The 15,357-nt window shown below is 74.1% G+C and carries 17 protein-coding genes; 11 read left to right on the top strand and 6 right to left on the bottom strand.

Going from position 1 to position 15,357, the window contains the following annotated elements; translation table 11 throughout:
- Window positions 1-26 precede the first annotated feature (26 nt).
- Both trxA and G5V58_RS23420 read right to left on the bottom strand, forming a co-directional pair.
- Entirely contained in the window at window positions 27-410 is a 384-nt protein-coding gene (trxA, locus tag G5V58_RS23415) for a thioredoxin (RefSeq protein WP_165237742.1), read from the bottom strand.
- Between the two features lie 37 nt (window positions 411-447).
- On the bottom strand, window positions 448-837 hold the full coding sequence (locus G5V58_RS23420; protein ID WP_165237744.1) for a VOC family protein: 390 nt from the start codon (window positions 835-837) through the stop codon (window positions 448-450).
- Window positions 838-912: 75 nt separating this feature from the next.
- On the opposite strand from G5V58_RS23420, the gene G5V58_RS23425 reads away from it, so the two are divergent.
- Genes G5V58_RS23425 through G5V58_RS23450 form a run of 6 tightly spaced genes read left to right on the top strand, consistent with a single transcriptional unit; the run spans window position 913 to window position 8,481 of the window.
- Entirely contained in the window at window positions 913-2,421 is a 1,509-nt protein-coding gene (locus tag G5V58_RS23425; RefSeq protein WP_230487399.1) for a carboxyl transferase domain-containing protein, read from the top strand.
- Window positions 2,422-2,426: 5 nt separating this feature from the next.
- Entirely contained in the window at window positions 2,427-4,142 is a 1,716-nt protein-coding gene (locus G5V58_RS23430) for an ATP-binding protein (RefSeq protein ID WP_165237748.1), read from the top strand.
- Window positions 4,135-5,043: a hydroxymethylglutaryl-CoA lyase gene (locus G5V58_RS23435; protein WP_165237750.1), complete on the top strand. Its 909-nt coding sequence runs from the start codon at window positions 4,135-4,137 to the stop codon at window positions 5,041-5,043. The genes G5V58_RS23430 and G5V58_RS23435 overlap by 8 nt, the downstream gene beginning before the upstream one ends.
- Window positions 5,040-6,131 (top strand): hypothetical protein, encoded by a 1,092-nt coding sequence (locus G5V58_RS23440; protein ID WP_165237752.1) that lies wholly within the window; start codon window positions 5,040-5,042, stop codon window positions 6,129-6,131. Before G5V58_RS23435 ends, G5V58_RS23440 begins: the two co-directional genes overlap by 4 nt.
- Window positions 6,128-7,270, top strand: coding sequence for a hypothetical protein (locus tag G5V58_RS23445; RefSeq protein ID WP_165237754.1), 1,143 nt, complete (start codon window positions 6,128-6,130; stop codon window positions 7,268-7,270). The genes G5V58_RS23440 and G5V58_RS23445 overlap by 4 nt, the downstream gene beginning before the upstream one ends.
- Window positions 7,267-8,481 (top strand): hypothetical protein, encoded by a 1,215-nt coding sequence (locus G5V58_RS23450; protein ID WP_165237756.1) that lies wholly within the window; start codon window positions 7,267-7,269, stop codon window positions 8,479-8,481. Before G5V58_RS23445 ends, G5V58_RS23450 begins: the two co-directional genes overlap by 4 nt.
- On the opposite strand, the gene G5V58_RS23455 is transcribed toward G5V58_RS23450, so the two are convergent.
- Window positions 8,442-9,134: an EcsC family protein gene (locus tag G5V58_RS23455; RefSeq protein WP_165237758.1), complete on the bottom strand. Its 693-nt coding sequence runs from the start codon at window positions 9,132-9,134 to the stop codon at window positions 8,442-8,444. The two genes, G5V58_RS23450 and G5V58_RS23455, sit on opposite strands and share 40 nt — an antisense overlap.
- Window positions 9,135-9,151: 17 nt before the next feature.
- Between G5V58_RS23455 and aat the strand changes: the two genes are divergently transcribed.
- The 3 genes from aat to G5V58_RS23470 all read left to right on the top strand — a co-directional run bounded on the left by aat (window position 9,152) and on the right by G5V58_RS23470 (window position 10,753).
- Window positions 9,152-9,838 (top strand): leucyl/phenylalanyl-tRNA--protein transferase, encoded by a 687-nt coding sequence (gene aat / locus G5V58_RS23460; protein WP_165237760.1) that lies wholly within the window; start codon window positions 9,152-9,154, stop codon window positions 9,836-9,838.
- Window positions 9,839-9,873: 35 nt separating this feature from the next.
- Window positions 9,874-10,293: a hypothetical protein gene (locus G5V58_RS23465; RefSeq protein ID WP_165237763.1), complete on the top strand. Its 420-nt coding sequence runs from the start codon at window positions 9,874-9,876 to the stop codon at window positions 10,291-10,293.
- Window positions 10,294-10,357: 64 nt separating this feature from the next.
- On the top strand, window positions 10,358-10,753 hold the full coding sequence (locus G5V58_RS23470) for a hypothetical protein (RefSeq protein WP_165237765.1): 396 nt from the start codon (window positions 10,358-10,360) through the stop codon (window positions 10,751-10,753).
- Window positions 10,754-10,756: 3 nt separating this feature from the next.
- Here G5V58_RS23470 and G5V58_RS23475 read toward each other — a convergent pair whose 3' ends face one another.
- The 3 genes from G5V58_RS23475 to G5V58_RS23485 all read right to left on the bottom strand — a co-directional run bounded on the left by G5V58_RS23475 (window position 10,757) and on the right by G5V58_RS23485 (window position 13,781).
- Window positions 10,757-11,092: a rhodanese-like domain-containing protein gene (locus G5V58_RS23475; RefSeq protein ID WP_165237767.1), complete on the bottom strand. Its 336-nt coding sequence runs from the start codon at window positions 11,090-11,092 to the stop codon at window positions 10,757-10,759.
- Window positions 11,093-11,490: 398 nt separating this feature from the next.
- On the bottom strand, window positions 11,491-12,846 hold the full coding sequence (locus G5V58_RS23480; protein ID WP_165237769.1) for a helix-turn-helix domain-containing protein: 1,356 nt from the start codon (window positions 12,844-12,846) through the stop codon (window positions 11,491-11,493).
- Window positions 12,847-12,878: 32 nt separating this feature from the next.
- Window positions 12,879-13,781 (bottom strand): DNA-formamidopyrimidine glycosylase family protein, encoded by a 903-nt coding sequence (locus tag G5V58_RS23485; protein WP_165237771.1) that lies wholly within the window; start codon window positions 13,779-13,781, stop codon window positions 12,879-12,881.
- A 66-nt stretch (window positions 13,782-13,847) separates the two neighbouring features.
- On the opposite strand from G5V58_RS23485, the gene G5V58_RS23490 reads away from it, so the two are divergent.
- Window positions 13,848-14,114, top strand: coding sequence for a hypothetical protein (locus tag G5V58_RS23490; RefSeq protein WP_165237773.1), 267 nt, complete (start codon window positions 13,848-13,850; stop codon window positions 14,112-14,114).
- A 52-nt stretch (window positions 14,115-14,166) separates the two neighbouring features.
- Window positions 14,167-15,357 carry an ATP-binding protein gene (locus G5V58_RS23495; RefSeq protein WP_165237776.1) on the top strand — a complete coding sequence of 397 codons (1,191 nt, stop codon included), beginning with the start codon at window positions 14,167-14,169 and terminating at the stop codon, window positions 15,355-15,357.

Raw genomic sequence — 15,357 nt, forward strand, 5'->3', positions numbered from 1 at the left:
GACTAACCCGGTGGCCGACCGGGCGCCTAGGCCTGCGCGCCGCCGGCGTCGGCCTCGGCGGCCGCGATCTGGGCCCGCACGTCGTCCATGTCCAGGCCCTTGACCGCGGTGATGAGCTCCTCCAACGCGGGCGCGGGGAGCGCGCCGGACTGCCGGAAGACCAGGATCCCGTCGCGGAAGGCCATCAGCGTCGGGATGGCCGTGACCTGCGCGGCCTGGGAGATCGACTGCTCGGCCTCGGTGTCGATGGAGGCGAACACGACGTCCTCGTGGCGCTCGGAGGCGGCCTCGTAGACCGGCGCGAACTGGCGGCACGGCCCACACCACGACGCCCAGAAGTCGACCAGCACGATGTCCTCGCTGGTGACGGTCTGCTCGAAGGTCTCGGCGGTCAGCGGTACGGCGCTCATGTGGGGTCAACGCGGGACCGCCGCCCGGTGTTCCGGCTCAGCCCTCGTGGGCGCCGTACGGCTTGAGGACGCAGAGCTCGTTGCCCTCGACGTCGGCCAGCACCACCCAGCTGGCGCCCTCGTCCTGGCCCACGTCGGCGCGGGTGGCGCCCAGCGCCTCGAGCCGGGCCACCTCCCTCGCCTGGTCGCCGGACGGTCGCAGGTCCAGGTGCAGCCGCCGCTTGCCCGGCGTCGGGTCGGGCACCCGGATGAACAGCAGGTCCGGCGCGACGCCGTCCTCGGGGCTGCCCGCGGGCGGCTCGAGGACGACCTCGCCGCCGTCGGCCGACACGTGCGTGCGCCGCCAGCCGAGCGCGGCGGCCCAGAAGGTCGCGACGGCTTCGGGGTCGGCGCAGTCCACGACCACGCACTGCCAGCGCAGGCTCACGTCCCGACCCTCACACGACCCGGGCGATGGCGCACGAGGTTAATGATCGCTAACCTGACCTGCGTGGCAGAGGAGATGCGTGAGCTGGTCGCCGACCTGCGTGAGCGCCTGGCCGTCGTCCGGCGCGGCGGCAGCGACGCGGCCCGCGAGAAGCACACCGCCCGCGGCAAGCTGCTGGTCCGCGACCGGGTCGACCGGCTGCTCGACCCGGGCAGCCCGTTCCTGGAGCTGAGCCCGCTGGCCGCGACCGGGATGTACGACGACGCGGTGCCCAGCGCCGGCATCGTCACCGGCATCGGGCGGGTCAGCGGCCGCGAGACGGTGGTCGTGGCCAACGACGCCACCGTCAAGGGCGGCACCTACTACCCGATGACCGTCAAGAAGCACCTGCGCGCGCAGACCGTGGCCGCGGAGAACCGGCTGCCGTGCGTCTACCTCGTCGACTCGGGCGGTGCGTTCCTGCCGATGCAGGACGACGTGTTCCCCGACAAGGAGCACTTCGGCCGGATCTTCTTCAACCAGGCCAACCTGAGCGCCCAAGGTGTCCCGCAGGTCGCCAGCGTCATGGGCTCGTGCACCGCCGGCGGCGCCTACGTCCCGGCCATGTCCGACGAGACGGTCATCGTGCGCAACCAGGGCACGATCTTCCTGGGCGGCCCGCCCCTGGTGAAGGCGGCGACCGGCGAGGTCGTGACGGCCGAGGAGCTCGGCGGCGGGGACGTGCACGCCCGCACCTCCGGGGTGGTCGACCACCTGGCCGAGGACGACGCCCACGCGCTCGACATCGTGCGCAGCATCGTCGACACCCTGCCCCGCGGCGAGCGGCACCTCGCCGTGCACGAGGTCGAGGAGCCGCAGGAGGACCCGCTCGGCCTCTACGACGTCGTCCCGACCGACACCCGCACGCCGTACGACGTGCGCGAGGTGATCCGCCGGGTCGTCGACGGCAGCCGGTTCCACGAGTTCAAGCGGCTGTACGCCGAGACGCTGGTCTGCGGGTTCGCGCGGATCTGGGGCCACGAGGTCGGGATCGCGGCCAACAATGGGATCCTGTTCAGCGAGTCGGCCCTCAAGGGCGCGCACTTCATCGAGCTGTGCAACCAGCGGCGCATCCCGCTGGTCTTCCTGCAGAACATCTCCGGCTTCATGGTCGGCAGGGAGTACGAGAACAAGGGCATCGCCCGCGACGGGGCCAAGCTCGTCACCGCGGTGGCCTGCTCGGTGGTCCCGAAGTTCACGGTGGTCATCGGCGGCTCGTTCGGGGCCGGCAACTACGGCATGTGCGGGCGGGCCTACGACCCGCGGTTCCTGTGGATGTGGCCCAACGCCCGCATCTCGGTGATGGGCGGCGAGCAGGCCGCCTCGGTGCTCGCCACCGTGGCCAACCGGCCCGACGACGAGGAGTTCAAGGCGCCCATCCGCGCGCAGTACGAGACCCAGGGCTCGCCGTACTACTCCACCGCCCGGCTGTGGGACGACGGCGTCATCGACCCCGTCGACACCCGCCGCGTCCTCGGCATGGGCCTCGCCGCGGCGTCCCACGCCCCGATCCCGGCGTCGTCCTACGGCGTCTTCCGGATGTGATGGCCATGCTCGAGCACGTCTTCATCGCCAACCGCGGCGAGATCGCCGCCCGGGTCGCGCGCACCTGCGCGCGGCTCGGCGTCCGCGCCACGGCGAGCAGCGGCGACTACCTCGACGTCGAGGCGCAGGTCGCCCAGGCGCGAGGGGCCGGGGCCGACTCGGTCCACCCGGGCTACGGCTTCCTCTCGGAGAACCCGACCTTCGCGCGGGCCGTGGCCGCGGCCGGCCTGGCCTGGATCGGGCCGCCGCCTGAGGCGATGGAGGCGATGGCCCGCAAGGACCACGCCCGCGAGATCGCGGTCGCGGCGGGCGTGCCGGTGGTGCCCCGCGGCGAGGACGCCGCCTACCCCGTGCTGGTCAAGGCCGCGGCCGGCGGCGGCGGCAAGGGCATGCGGGTGGTCCGCAGCGCCGCCGAGCTGGAGGAGGCGACGGCGGCCGCCCGGCGCGAGGCGCTGTCAGCCTTCGGCGACGACACCATGCTCATCGAGAAGTACGTCGAGCGCGGGCGGCACGTCGAGGTCCAGGTCATCGGCGACACCCACGGCACCGTGCGGCACCTGTTCGAGCGCGACTGCTCGACCCAGCGCCGCCACCAGAAGGTCCTGGAGGAGGCGCCCGCGCCGACGCTGACCGACGCCCAGCGCACCCGCGTGCTGGCCGCCGCGGTCGCGCTGGCCGCGCACGTCGGCTACGTCAACGCCGGCACCGTGGAGTTCCTGCTGGACGACGACACGGGCGAGGTCTACTTCCTGGAGATGAACACCCGCCTCCAGGTCGAGCACCCGGTGACCGAGCTCATCACCGGCCTGGACCTGGTCGAGCTCCAGCTCCGGGTCGCCTCGGGCGAGCCGCTCGACCTGCCGGAGCTCACGCCGCGGGGCCACGCCATCGAGGCGCGGGTCTACGCCGAGGACTCCTTCCACGGCTTCCTCCCGCAGGCCGGCACGGCCTCGACCGTGCGCTGGCCGGACGGGGTGCGCGTCGACCAGGCGCTCGAGTCCGGCCAGACCGTCTCCACGGCGTACGACCCGATGCTGGGCAAGGTCATCGCCCACGGCGCGACCCGCGAGGAGGCGCGCCTGCGGCTCGTGCAGGCCCTCGACGACACCGCGATCCTCGGGCTGACCACCAACGCGGGGTTCCTGCGGGTGCTGGTGGCCAGCGACGAGTTCCGCGACGCCACCATCGACACCGCCTGGCTGGACCGCCACGACGTGCCCGAGCCCGACCCGGCACCGGCCCGCGAGCTGGCCGCCTGGGCGGTGTTCCGGCGCGACCGGACGGCGGACGGCCCGTTCGCCAGCGACGGCTTCCGGCTCGGGTCCGACCCGGCGCCGGTCGTGGTCGAGCTGGACGAGCCGGTCACCCTCGGGGCCGAGCCGACGACCCGCCCGGTGGCCGCGGTCCGGCACGACCGGGTCGAGGTCGTCCACCACGGCCAGCGGTTCCTCTTCGCCCGGCCCGATGTGATGGGCGACCACGGCGTGGCGGTGGCCGACGGCGCGCTCACCGCCCCGATGCCGGGCACCGTGCTCGACGTCCGCGTGGCCGAGGGCGACGCGGTCGAGGAGGGCCAGGTCCTCGGCGTGCTCGAGGCGATGAAGATGGAGCTGAGCCTCAAGGCGCCGTTCGCCGGCACCGTCACGTCCGTGGGCGCGGCGGCCGGGGAACAGGTGAAGCTGGGCGCCGCGTTGTTCGTGGTGGAGGAGAACGATGGCTGAGCTGCCGACGAAGGTCACGATCTACGAGGTGGGCCCGCGCGACGGCCTGCAGAACGAGAAGTCGATGGTGCCCGTCGACGTCAAGGAGCAGTTCGTGCGCCGCCTGCTCGCGACCGGGCTCCCGGTCGTCGAGGCCACGTCGTTCGTGCACCCGAAGTGGGTCCCGCAGCTGGCTGACGCCGAGGAGCTGATGACGCGCCTGGGCGAGGACGGGAAGGGCCTGCCGGTGCTGGTGCCCAACGAGCGCGGCCTGGACCGGGCGCTCGAGCTGGGGCTGCGGCACGTGGCGATCTTCGGCTCGGCCACCGAGACCTTCGCCCAGCGCAACCTCAACCGCAGCGTGGACGAGCAGTTCGCGATGTTCGAGCCGACCGTGAAGCGGGCGCGTGACGCCGGGCTCGACGTCCGCGCGTACGTCTCGATGTGCTTCGGCGACCCCTGGGAGGGCCGGGTGCCGGTCGAGCAGGTCGTGTCGGTCGGCCAGCGGCTCTTCGACCTGGGCGCGAGCCAGCTGAGCCTGGGCGACACCATCGGCGTCGGCACGGCGGGTCAGGTGACGGCGTTGATCGAGGCGTTCCTGGCCGCGGGGATGGCCAAGGACGACCTGGCCATGCACTTCCACGACACCTACGGCCAGGCGCTGGCCAACACCTACTCCGCGCTGCAGTCCGGCATCACGACCTTCGACGCGAGCGCGGGTGGGCTGGGCGGGTGTCCCTACGCCAAGAGCGCGACGGGCAACCTGGCCACCGAGGACCTGGTCTGGATGCTCACCGGCCTGGGCATCGAGCACGGCGTCGACCTCGACGCGCTGGTCGCGACCAGCGCCTGGATGGCGGGCGAGCTCGGTCGCCCGTCGCCGTCCGCGGTGGTCCGGGCGCTGTCACAATCGCAGGCATGAGCCCGCGGCGCGTCTACCTCCACGTGGGCGCGCCCAAGACCGGGACGACGTACCTCCAGGACCGGCTCGCGCTGAACGCCGACGCGCTGCGGCGCCACGGCTACACCTACCCGACCGGTCCGCACGAGGACATGTTCCTGGCCGCGCTCGACGTGGTCGACCGGCCGTGGGGCGGCATGCGGCCGCTGGCGCAGGGGGAGTGGGACGCCCTCGTGCGGCGCACCCGCAAGGTGCGCGGCACGGCGGTGCTGAGCCACGAGATCCTCGCCGGCGCCCGGCCCAGCGGGGTGCGCCGGGTGCTCGACAGCCTCGACGGCACCGAGGTGCACGTCGTCTACACCGCGCGGGACGTGGCGCGACAGGTCGCCGCGGAGTGGCAGGAGCAGGTCAAGCACCAGCGCAAGCTGAGCTTCCGCACCTTCCTCGAGCAGATCCGCGAGACCGACCAGCGCAAGGCGACCCGGTGGTTCTGGCGGGTCCAGGGCCTCGGCGGCGTGCTGGACCGGTGGGGCCGGGGGCTGGCTCCGGAGCGGTTCCACCTGGTCACCGTGCCGCGACCGGGCGGTCCGGCCGGCGAGCTGTGGCGCCGCTTCTGCGCCGCGACCGGCATGGACCCGGCCTGGGCGCCGGTCGAGGGCGCCCGCAAGAACCCCTCCATCGGCACCGCCGAGACCACCCTGCTGCGGCGGGTCAACGCCCGGCTCAAGGCGGCGGGACTGCCCTCGGACCAGTACCGCAGCCTGGTCCGCCACGCCGTCGTCCACCAGACCTGGGCCAACCGTCCGGACATGCAGCCGGTCACCCTCCCGCCCGAGGCCTTCGACTGGGCCGAGGAGATCGCCCAGCTCTGGATCGAGCGCGCCCTCGAGGCCGGCGTGGACGTGGTCGGCGACCTCGAGGAGCTCCGGCCGGTGCGCCCCGCGCCGGACGCCGTCTGGCAGGACCCGGACCGGCCGAGCAACCGCGACGTCAGCTCGGCCGCCCTCGACGCCATCGTCGCGCTGACCCTCGAGGCGGCGCGTCGCCCCGACCCGGCCGACCCGCTCGTCTCCCGGTCCGCGCGGCTCTCGCGGCTGCTGCGCCGATGAGCACCTCGCTCGACACCGGCCGCGCCCGCGCCTGGGCGTGGGTGGCCCACCTGCGCGCCGGGGGTACGACGCCGTGGGCGGCCTGGGAGACCACCGACCCGGCCGAGGAGAGCCGCTTCCTGCCCGGCGCCCAGCAGCTCGAGCTGCTGCGCCGGCTCAACGCGGCCGGCCGGCCGTCGGCCACGCTGGTCGAGCGGGTGCTGACCGCCTCCGCGCCCGGCCGCGGCCGTCCCGACCTGGAGCTGGTCGGGGTCGACGAGGAGCGCCGCTTCGGCCCGCCGCCCGTCGACCCGGCGACGCTGCCCGACGAGGAGCTGCTGCGGGTGGCCACCGGGCTGCTGGCCGAGGACGTGCTGGCCGCCGACGCCCCTGCGGCCGAGCCGCGCCCGCCCCGGCGGCTGCGGGTGCGCTACCAGCTGGCCGGCGACCCGTGGCTGGCCGCGGCCCACACCCGCGCGCTGACCGCCGACGGCCGGCCGCCCGGAGGCCAGGGCCGGGCCGTCCACGTCCTGGGTTGCGACGTGGCCACGATGCTGGCCCACACCTGGGGCGCGGGCGCCTTCGGCCCGGCCGCCCCGAGCTGGCCGGACTTCCTGGCCCGGGTCCGCGCCCGACGCCGGCTGCCGGAGCGCCTCGACCTGCCCGGCGCGGTCGCGCGCTTCGAGGCGCGGCCGCACACCGGGCGGGTCGGCGTCGTCCTCGACCCGGCCGCCCTGCCCCGGCTGGTCGGCGTGCGCCGGCTGGCCCCCGCGCCCGAGGTCGCGGTCCACGCCACCGAGCTGGCCCGCCAGGTCGGGACCGCGCTGAGCCTGCACGTCGTCCCGGCGGAGCAGGCCCGGTTGCTCACCGAGCGCCTGCTGCCCAGGCTCGCTCGCGAGGAGGGCCCCCGTCCCGTCGTACCTCCCGAGCACCGCGACTGGGTCGAGGACGCCGGCTTCGCCCTGCGCCAGCGGCTGCTGCGCGCTCGATACCCTGTGGTGGGAGACGCGGACGCGGTGCTGGCCCAGTGGTCGGGATACCCGGGTACCCGGGTATCCCCACGGGGTTGGGCCGTTGCAACACCCCAACGCCGTGAGGAAAGGCCCAACACTTCGGTGCTCGACCTCGCGATCGACCTGCTGCTGGAGGAGGACCGATGAGCACCAAGGTCCTCCTGCACGTCGGTACGCCGAAGACCGGCACGTCGTACCTCCAGGACGTGCTGTTCCGGAACCGTCCCGTGCTCGAGGAGGCCGGGATCCTCTACCCCGCCGACCGGCACGACCACCACTTCCTGGCCGCGCTCGACCTCATGCAGCTGCCGTGGGGCGGTCTGCAGACCGAGGCGATCGGCGCGTGGGACGAGCTGGCCGCGCGGGTCCGCGCCCACGAGGGCACCGCGATCCTGAGCCACGAGATCCTGGCCACCGCCTCACGCAGCCAGATCGGGCGCGCGCTGGCCTCGCTCGGCCACGGCGAGGGCACCGAGGTGCACCTGGTGCTGAGCGTGCGCGACCTGGTCCGCCAGATCCCGGCCGAGTGGCAGGAGAACGTCAAGCACCGCGCCCAGCTGCGCTACGCGGCGTTCCTGGACCAGATCACCGACCCCGAGCGCGCCTCGCGCATCGGCTCGTGGTTCTGGGGCGTGCAGGAGGTGCCCGAGATCCTGGACCGCTGGGGTCAGGACCTCGACCCGGCCCACGTCCACGTGGTCACCGTGCCGCCGCCGGGGGGTGCGCCCGAGCTGCTCTGGAAGCGGTTCAGCCAGGCCTTCGGCCTCGACGGCATCGACCTGGACCTCCAGGGCGAGCGCCAGAACCCGTCGCTCGGCGCGCCCGAGACCACGCTGCTGCGCCGGATCAACCGCCGGGCGAACGCCGAGCTCCCGCCCGCGGACTACCGGCCGCTGGTCCGCGAGCTGCTCGCCCACCAGACCCTCTCGCGGCGCACGCAGTCGCCGCGGCTGGCCCTGCCCCCGGACCTGCACGCTTGGGCCACCGGGCTGTCGACGGCGTGGACCGAGGAGGTCGAGCGGCGCGGGTACGACGTGATCGGCGACCTGGGCGACCTGGTCGGCCCGCCGCCGGCGGAGGAGTGGTCCGACCCCGACCGACCGCGCGAGCGCCAGGTGGCGTCGGCAGCTGTGGACGCGATCACCGCGCTGCTCCTCGACAATGCGCGTTTGCGCCACGAGGAGGAGCGGCTGCACCACGAGCTGGCCGACGTGCGCGGCGCGCTCGAGCGGGCCGAGAACACGCTGTCCTACCGCATGAAGCGCACGCTCTACCTGCGCCTGGAGGCCAGCGCCGTGGGGCGCGGGCTGCTCGGGGTCTACCGGCGGGCGCGGGGCAGGAGCTCGCGGTCGGCGTAGCGGCCGACCTTCCACGTCGCGTAGGCGTCGGCGCCCAGCCCGATGAAGCCGCCCGCGATCGGCACCCGGCGCCCGACCGTGATGGCCAGCCGCTTGCCGACGACCTTGTTGACCAGCTCGGCCGCGACCTCGGCGGAGACGACCGCGTCGAGGTCGGCGTCGTGCACCGGCGCGGTGGCCAGGGCCATCGGGGGCGCGGGGAGCTTGCGCTTCTTGACCAGCTCGTTGACGTGGTCCTCACCGACCAGGCAGGTGAGGATCGCGTTGCGCACCCGCGGGTCGTCGAGGTCGTAGCCGCGCAGGTGTGCGATGCCGGCGATCATCCGGCACTGGATGAGCGCCACGCCGGTGATGTTGGTCGGGATGGTCAGCGCCGCCGTCACCAGGCCGCCGATGTTGGTGACGAAGCCCTGGGCCGCCGCGTAACGGACGTGGTTCTCGATGACCTCGTGGACGGCCTTCTCGACGTCGCCCTTCTGCTCCTTGAGCTGGGCGTCCGCCGCCTTGCTGGCCGCGGGCAGCGGGCCCACGCCGACGATCGCGCGGTGCAGCGCCTCACGGACGAACGACGAGGTCAGCCCGGGGGCCACCTGGGTGAGCTTGGGCGCGAGCTGCTTGCCCACCGCGCCCGCCGCCTTGCTCGTCACGCCCATGGTGTGATCCTACGTAGGTGCCGGTCGAGCCTCCGCCCACGCCGTGGGTGTTCCCGGACCCGGTGGACGCGCCCGACGACCTGGTCGGTGTGGGCGCCGACCTGGCGCCGGGCACCCTGCTCGCGGCGTACCGCAGCGGGATCTTCCCGATGCCCGAGGACGGCGTGCGGCCGCCGATCCACTGGTTCTGCCCGGTGCAGCGCGGGATCCTGCCGCTCGACGGGCTGCGGGTCTCGCGCTCGCTGCGCCGGTCGGTGCGCGACTTCGAGGTGCGTGTGGACACCGCGTTCGAGGAGGTCGTGGCCGCCTGCGGCGACCCGACGCGGGAGGCGGGGTGGATCACCGGCGACATCGCGGCGGCGTACGCCGAGCTGCACCGCCTCGGCTGGGCGCACTCGGTCGAGGCGTGGCGCGACGGCGCGCTGGTCGGCGGGCTGTACGGCGTCGGGATCGGCGGGCTGTTCGCGGGCGAGTCGATGTTCCACCACGTCCGCGACGCCTCCAAGGTCGCCCTCGTCGGCCTGGTCGAGGTGCTGACCGGCGACGGGGTGCCGGGACGGCTGCTCGACGTGCAGTGGGTGACGCCGCACCTGGCCACGCTCGGCGCCGTCGAGGTCCCGCGGCCGGCGTACCTGAGGCGACTGGACCAGGCCCTCGAGCTGCCGGCCCCTGCCTGGGGTGGGGGCCCGGTCGTGCGAGGGTGAGCGGTGACGGATCCAACCAACTGTGGGGAGACCACGTGAAGCTCGGACTGCTGGCCGCCAGCCTCGTCCTCGTCGCCGGCGGCGCCGTGGGGTGCGGCAGCGACGACGGGGACGGCGCGAGTGACAAGACCGCGTCGAAGAAGGACTTCTGCGACGCCTTCCAGGGGTTCTACGACGACCTGACCAGCGTCACCGGTGACGAGAAGGACCTCGGCAAGATCCTCAAGGACGCCGCGAAGAAGATCAAGGACGTCGGGGTGCCCTCCGACATCCCCGACGACGCCAAGGAGGGGCTGGACGACACGCTGGACCAGATCGACGACCTCCCCGACGACGCGACCGCCGACGACATCCAGAACCTCGACCAGGAGCTCGACGACGACGCGGAGAAGAACTCCAAGGCGTTCTCGGACTACCTCGACAAGACCTGCCCGGACCTCGGCGCCGGTTCCTGACCCAGGACCCGACCTGGCCCCGCACCCGCGTGCCCTCGGCAGGGCCGCCACCCGCCTCGTGCTGGTGGCGGCCCTGCTGTCGGGCAGCACCCTGGTCGCCGGCTGCACCGGCGACGACGGCGACGACAGCGCGAGCGGCGACTCCTCGGTCCGCTCGTTCTGCACCGCGCTGGAGACCTTCCGCGCCGACGTCGACGCCGCCGACTCCGCCGACCTCCCGGCGTACATCCGCGCGCTGAAGGACGCCGCCGGCGCGGTGGCCGACGTCGGCGTGCCCGACGACATCCCCGTCGCGGCCGAGCAGGGCTTCGAGCTCACCGTGAGCCGCATCGAGGACCTGGCCGACGACGCCACCCAGGACGACGTCGCGCGCCTCGGCGACGTCAGCGACGAGGACCAGCGACGCCTCGACGCGCTCGAGGACTACATCGAGAAGGCCTGCCCCGACCTCGGGGCCTGAGCCTCACACCACCTGCGGCGGCTGCCCCGTCTCGCTGACCATCGGTCGGCCCGCGGCCTCCCACTCGAGCATCCCGCCGTCCAGGTTGACCACGTCGCGGCCCTGCTGGGCCAGCCACGCGACCGCCTGCGCCGAGCGGCCGCCGACCTTGCAGACCACCAGGGTCTGGCCCTCCGGCACCTCGTCGAGCCGCTGGGTGAGCTGCCCGAGCGGGATGTGCAGCGCGCCCTCCACGTGGCCGTGCGCCCACTCCACGGGCTCGCGCACGTCGAGGACGCTGACGCCCTCCGGCAGCGGGTCGGGAACGCCGGAGATGGAGACGGTGGGGATGCCGGGCACGGCTCCAACCTAGCCGCCGCCGCCTCGAGCGCGGACGTCGCGGCCGGTCGCTGAGGGGCGCGTCGCAGCGCTCCGGCAGCGGGAATCGATCCACGCCGCTGCGTCGTCTTCGACCGCGCCTCCACGCGGTGCGTCGAGCGTCAACCGGTTGTCAAAATGTTACCTCCTGTGGCAAACCACGAATCGCGTGGTTTGCCACAAGGAGGTATCCGCAGTGAAGAAGTTCGTCGCAGCCGTCGTCCTGGCCGTCTCGGCCGTCGTGTCGGTGTCCGTCGCCCAGGTCGCACCGGGCTCGGACCTGCTGGCCGGTCCGGACGACCACTGGTGCTGCTGACCGCGTGAGGGCGGGCGGGGTCGGGCCGGAGCGCAGTCCGGCCCGGCCCCGCCTCGGGCAGGTCTCAGTGCTGCTGGAGTCGCCGCAGCCCGGCCGCCGAGACCGCACCGCTGGCCACGGCGGCGTTGCGGTAGGCGTCGTGCGCCTCGTCGCGCAGTCCGAGCTCGTCGAGCAGCGCCGCCAGCTCGAACCAGGAGTCCGCCGCGCCGCGGTCGGAACCGACCCCGGTGAGGACGGCGACGGCCTGACGGTAGTGCGCGGCGGCCTGCTCGGGCTGGCCGAGCGCGAAGGACGCCTCACCCATGACGGTCAGCGCGCCGGCGTCGAGCAGGGGAGCGGTGCTGCCGACGTCGCGGTGCACGCCCTCGGCCTGCGCGAGCGCCTCGGTCGGCTCACCGGTGAGCAGCCGGGCCCTGGCCAGCGCGACGGCGTTGCGGCCCTTGTCGACCGGGCTGGCGCTGGACCACGCGAGCTCCTCCGCGGCGGCGGTGAGGTTCTCGATCGCGCCGTCGGCGTCGGGCGGGTCCACGCGCAGCTGGAAGATGCCGAGCTGACTGCGCAGGCGGGCGACGTTCCGGTTGCCCTCGGCGGAGTCGAGCAGTCGCAGCGCCTTCTCGGCCAGGGGCAGCGCCGCCTCGGTGGCGCCGCGCCGCGACTCCATGATGCTGGCGTTCCAGTACGCCGAGGCGCGGGCCGCGTCGCTGCCGACGTCCTCGGCCTGCTTGACCGCCCGCCGGGCGAGCCGGACCGCGTGCCCGACGTCGCCGAGCACGAAGTGGGCCGCGGCCACGGTCACCGCGAGCTGCACCGCGTCGTCGGTGCCCTCCAGGCCGAGGTCGCGCAGCGAGGTCAGGCAGCGCTCGCCGGTGCTGATGGCGCGGGACAGGTCACCGCTCTCGCGGTAGCAGCGGCTCAGGGCGATCGCGATCCTGGTCGCGTCCGGGACCGAGCGGCTCGCCTCGAGGAGGTCCTCCAGGCCGGTGATCGCGTCGTCCAGTGCGCCGCGGGCCTCGGCGGTCAGGGCGCTGGTCAGCCGCCACGCGGCGCGCAGGTCCGGGTCCGAGAACGACTCCACGTCCTCGCGGACCGACTCCAGCAGCTCTTCGGCCGCGTCGGGCGAGCCGCTGCGCAGCGCGAGCTCGGCGTGGTCCAGCGCGACCCGGAGCCGGGACGCGGTCGGGTCGGGGGCGCCGGTCAGCAGCGCGAGGGCGGTGGTGCGCAGCCGGCCGGCCATCGCCTGCAGCAGCGCGAGGTCGGGGCGGCGCTTGCCGCTCTCGATGCGCGAGACGAACGCGACGCTCGCGTCGGCCCCCGCGACCTCGCCCTGGGTGAGGTCCAGGCTGCGTCGGGCCGCCCGGATCCGCTGGCCCAGCTGGGCGGGGTCCACGGACGCCAGGAGAGCGGCGAGGTCCTCGGGCACGCGCACAGTCTGCGCCGCCGCCGCGCGCGGTGCTACTTGAGCAGCTTGCTCATCCGACGGTCGGCGAGCGGCTTGCCGCCGGTCTGGCAGGTCGGGCAGTACTGCAGGCTCGAGTCGGCGAAGGACACCTCGCGGATCGTGTCGCCACAGACCGGGCACGGCTGACCCGCCTTGCCGTGCACCGCGAGGTTCGACTTCTTCTCGCCCTTGAGCTCGCTCATGGCCAGGCCACGGGAGCGCTCGACCGCATCGCCCAGCGTGACCCGGATGGCGTCGTACAGGTGGACGAGGGCGGAGTCGTCGCTGTCGCCCTCGAGGATCGAGGCGGCCGAGCGGTACGGCGACATCTTGGCGGCGTGCAGGATCTCGTCGGAGTAGGCGTTGCCGATCCCGGCGATGGTGCCCTGGTGGCGCAGCACGCCCTTGATCTGCTTGCGGCCCTCGGCGGTGAGGATCTCGCGGAACCGCTCCAGGGTGAAGTCGTCGGTGAGCGGGTCCGGGCCGAGGGTGGCGATGCCCGGCACGTCCTGCGGGTCGCGGACCAGGTAGATCGCGAGGCGCTTCTTGGTGCCGGCCTCGGTGACGTCGAGCCCCGGTGCTCGGGCCGAGCCTGTCGAGGACTCGTCCAGGACGACGCGGGCGGCGAGCGGGTTCTTGCCACCGGGGCGCGGCGGCAGGGTCGGCACCTCGTCGCGCCAGCGGATCCAGCCGCCGCGGGCCAGGTGCATGACCAGGTGCAGGCCGCCGACCTCGAGGTCCAGGAACTTCCCGTGCCGGGTCACGTCGTCGACCAGCAGGCCCTCGAGGGCGCGCAGCGGCGGGTCGAAGGTCTTCAACGCGCTGAACGCCGCGATGTGCACGGTGGCGATGGCGTGGCCGTCGAGCCGGCCCCGGAGGTCGAGGGCCAGGGCTTCCACCTCGGGCAGCTCGGGCACGCCCGCAGTCTAGGGCGCCCGGACGAACCCCGTGACAGCCTTCACAGCCCGGGGCATCATGGGCAGATGAGTGCCGCCCGGCCGCTGCCCGCGGTGGGGTCGATCTTCCTCGACGCCCGCGGTGTCGACCGCGCGCTCCGGGTCTCCTGGCACTCCGAGCAGGACCTGGTCGTGCTCTCGCTGTGGCGCGACAACGTCTGCACTGGCACCTTCCGGCTCGCCGTCGAGGAGGTGCCGCAGCTGATCGACCTGCTCCGGACCGGGCTCGACCGCGCGTACCGGCACGCCCCCACCCGCCCGGTCGGCAGCGAGAGCCACCAGGCTGCCGGCTGACACGCCCGCGGAAATCTAGGGCGGGGGCTAGACAGGCCCATACGGTCCGATCGTGGACCCCGTGCGGAACCCCTACGCGCCCGGCGCCGGCCAGCGCCCGCCCGAGCTGGCCGGGCGCGACGAGCAGCTCGCGGCGTTCGACGTGGTGCTCGAGCGCGTGGTGCGCGGCCGCCCGGAGCGCTCGCTGGTGCTGACCGGACTCCGCGGGGTCGGCAAGACCGTGCTCCTCAACGCACTGCGCGGTCAGGCCGTACGCCGCGGCTGGGGCACCGGCAAACTCGAGGCCCGTCCCGACCAGTCGCTGCGGCGCCCGCTGTCCAGCGCGGTGCACCAGGCCGTGCGCGAGCTCGGCCACCCGGAGCCCGACCACGTGCTCGGCGTCGTCCGCTCGTTCGCCGAGCGCCAGGCCGGCCCCGACGCCAAGCTGCGCGAGCGCTGGAGCCCCGGCATCGACGTGCCCGCCGTCCGCGGGCGCGCCGACTCCGGCGACGTCGAGATCGACCTGGTCGAGCTGATGACCGACGTCGGCGGGCTGGCCGCCGACCTCGGCAAGGGCGCCGCGGTGTTCCTCGACGAGATGCAGGACCTCGGGCCCGACGACGTCTCCGCGCTCTGCGCCGCCTGCCACGAGGTCAGCCAGACCGGGCTGCCCGTCATCGTGGTCGGCGCCGGCCTGCCGCACCTGCCCGCCGTGCTGTCCGCCTCCAAGTCCTACTCCGAGCGGCTCTTCTCCTACCAGCGCATCGACCGCCTCAGCCGCGCCGAGGCCGACCGCGCCCTCTCCGCGCCGGCCGCCGAGGAGGACGCGACGTACGACGAGGACGCGCTGGCCGCGATGTACGCCGCCACCGGCGGCTACCCCTACTTCATCCAGGCCTACGGCAAGACGGTCTGGGACCTCGCCCCGCGCTCGCCCATCACCCGCTCCGACGTCGCGGTCGCCGCCCCCGAGGCCGAGGCCGAGCTCGCCGTCGGCTTCTTCGGCAGCCGCTACGAGCGCGCCACCCCCGGGGAGCGCGACTACCTGCGCGCGATGGCCGACGCGGCCCCGCCGGACAGCGAGGACCCCGTCGGCTCGGTCGCCACCGCCGACGTGGCCGGCGTCCTCGGCAAGAAGCCGCAGTCGCTCTCGCCCGCCCGCGACTCGCTGCTCAAGAAGGGGCTCATCTACTCCGGGGAGCGCGGCCGGATCGCCTTCACCGTCCCGCACTTCGGGCGCTACCTGCGCGGGCAGGCCGGCTGA

Source organism: Nocardioides anomalus (genome assembly GCF_011046535.1).
GTDB classification, from domain to species: domain Bacteria; phylum Actinomycetota; class Actinomycetes; order Propionibacteriales; family Nocardioidaceae; genus Nocardioides; species Nocardioides anomalus.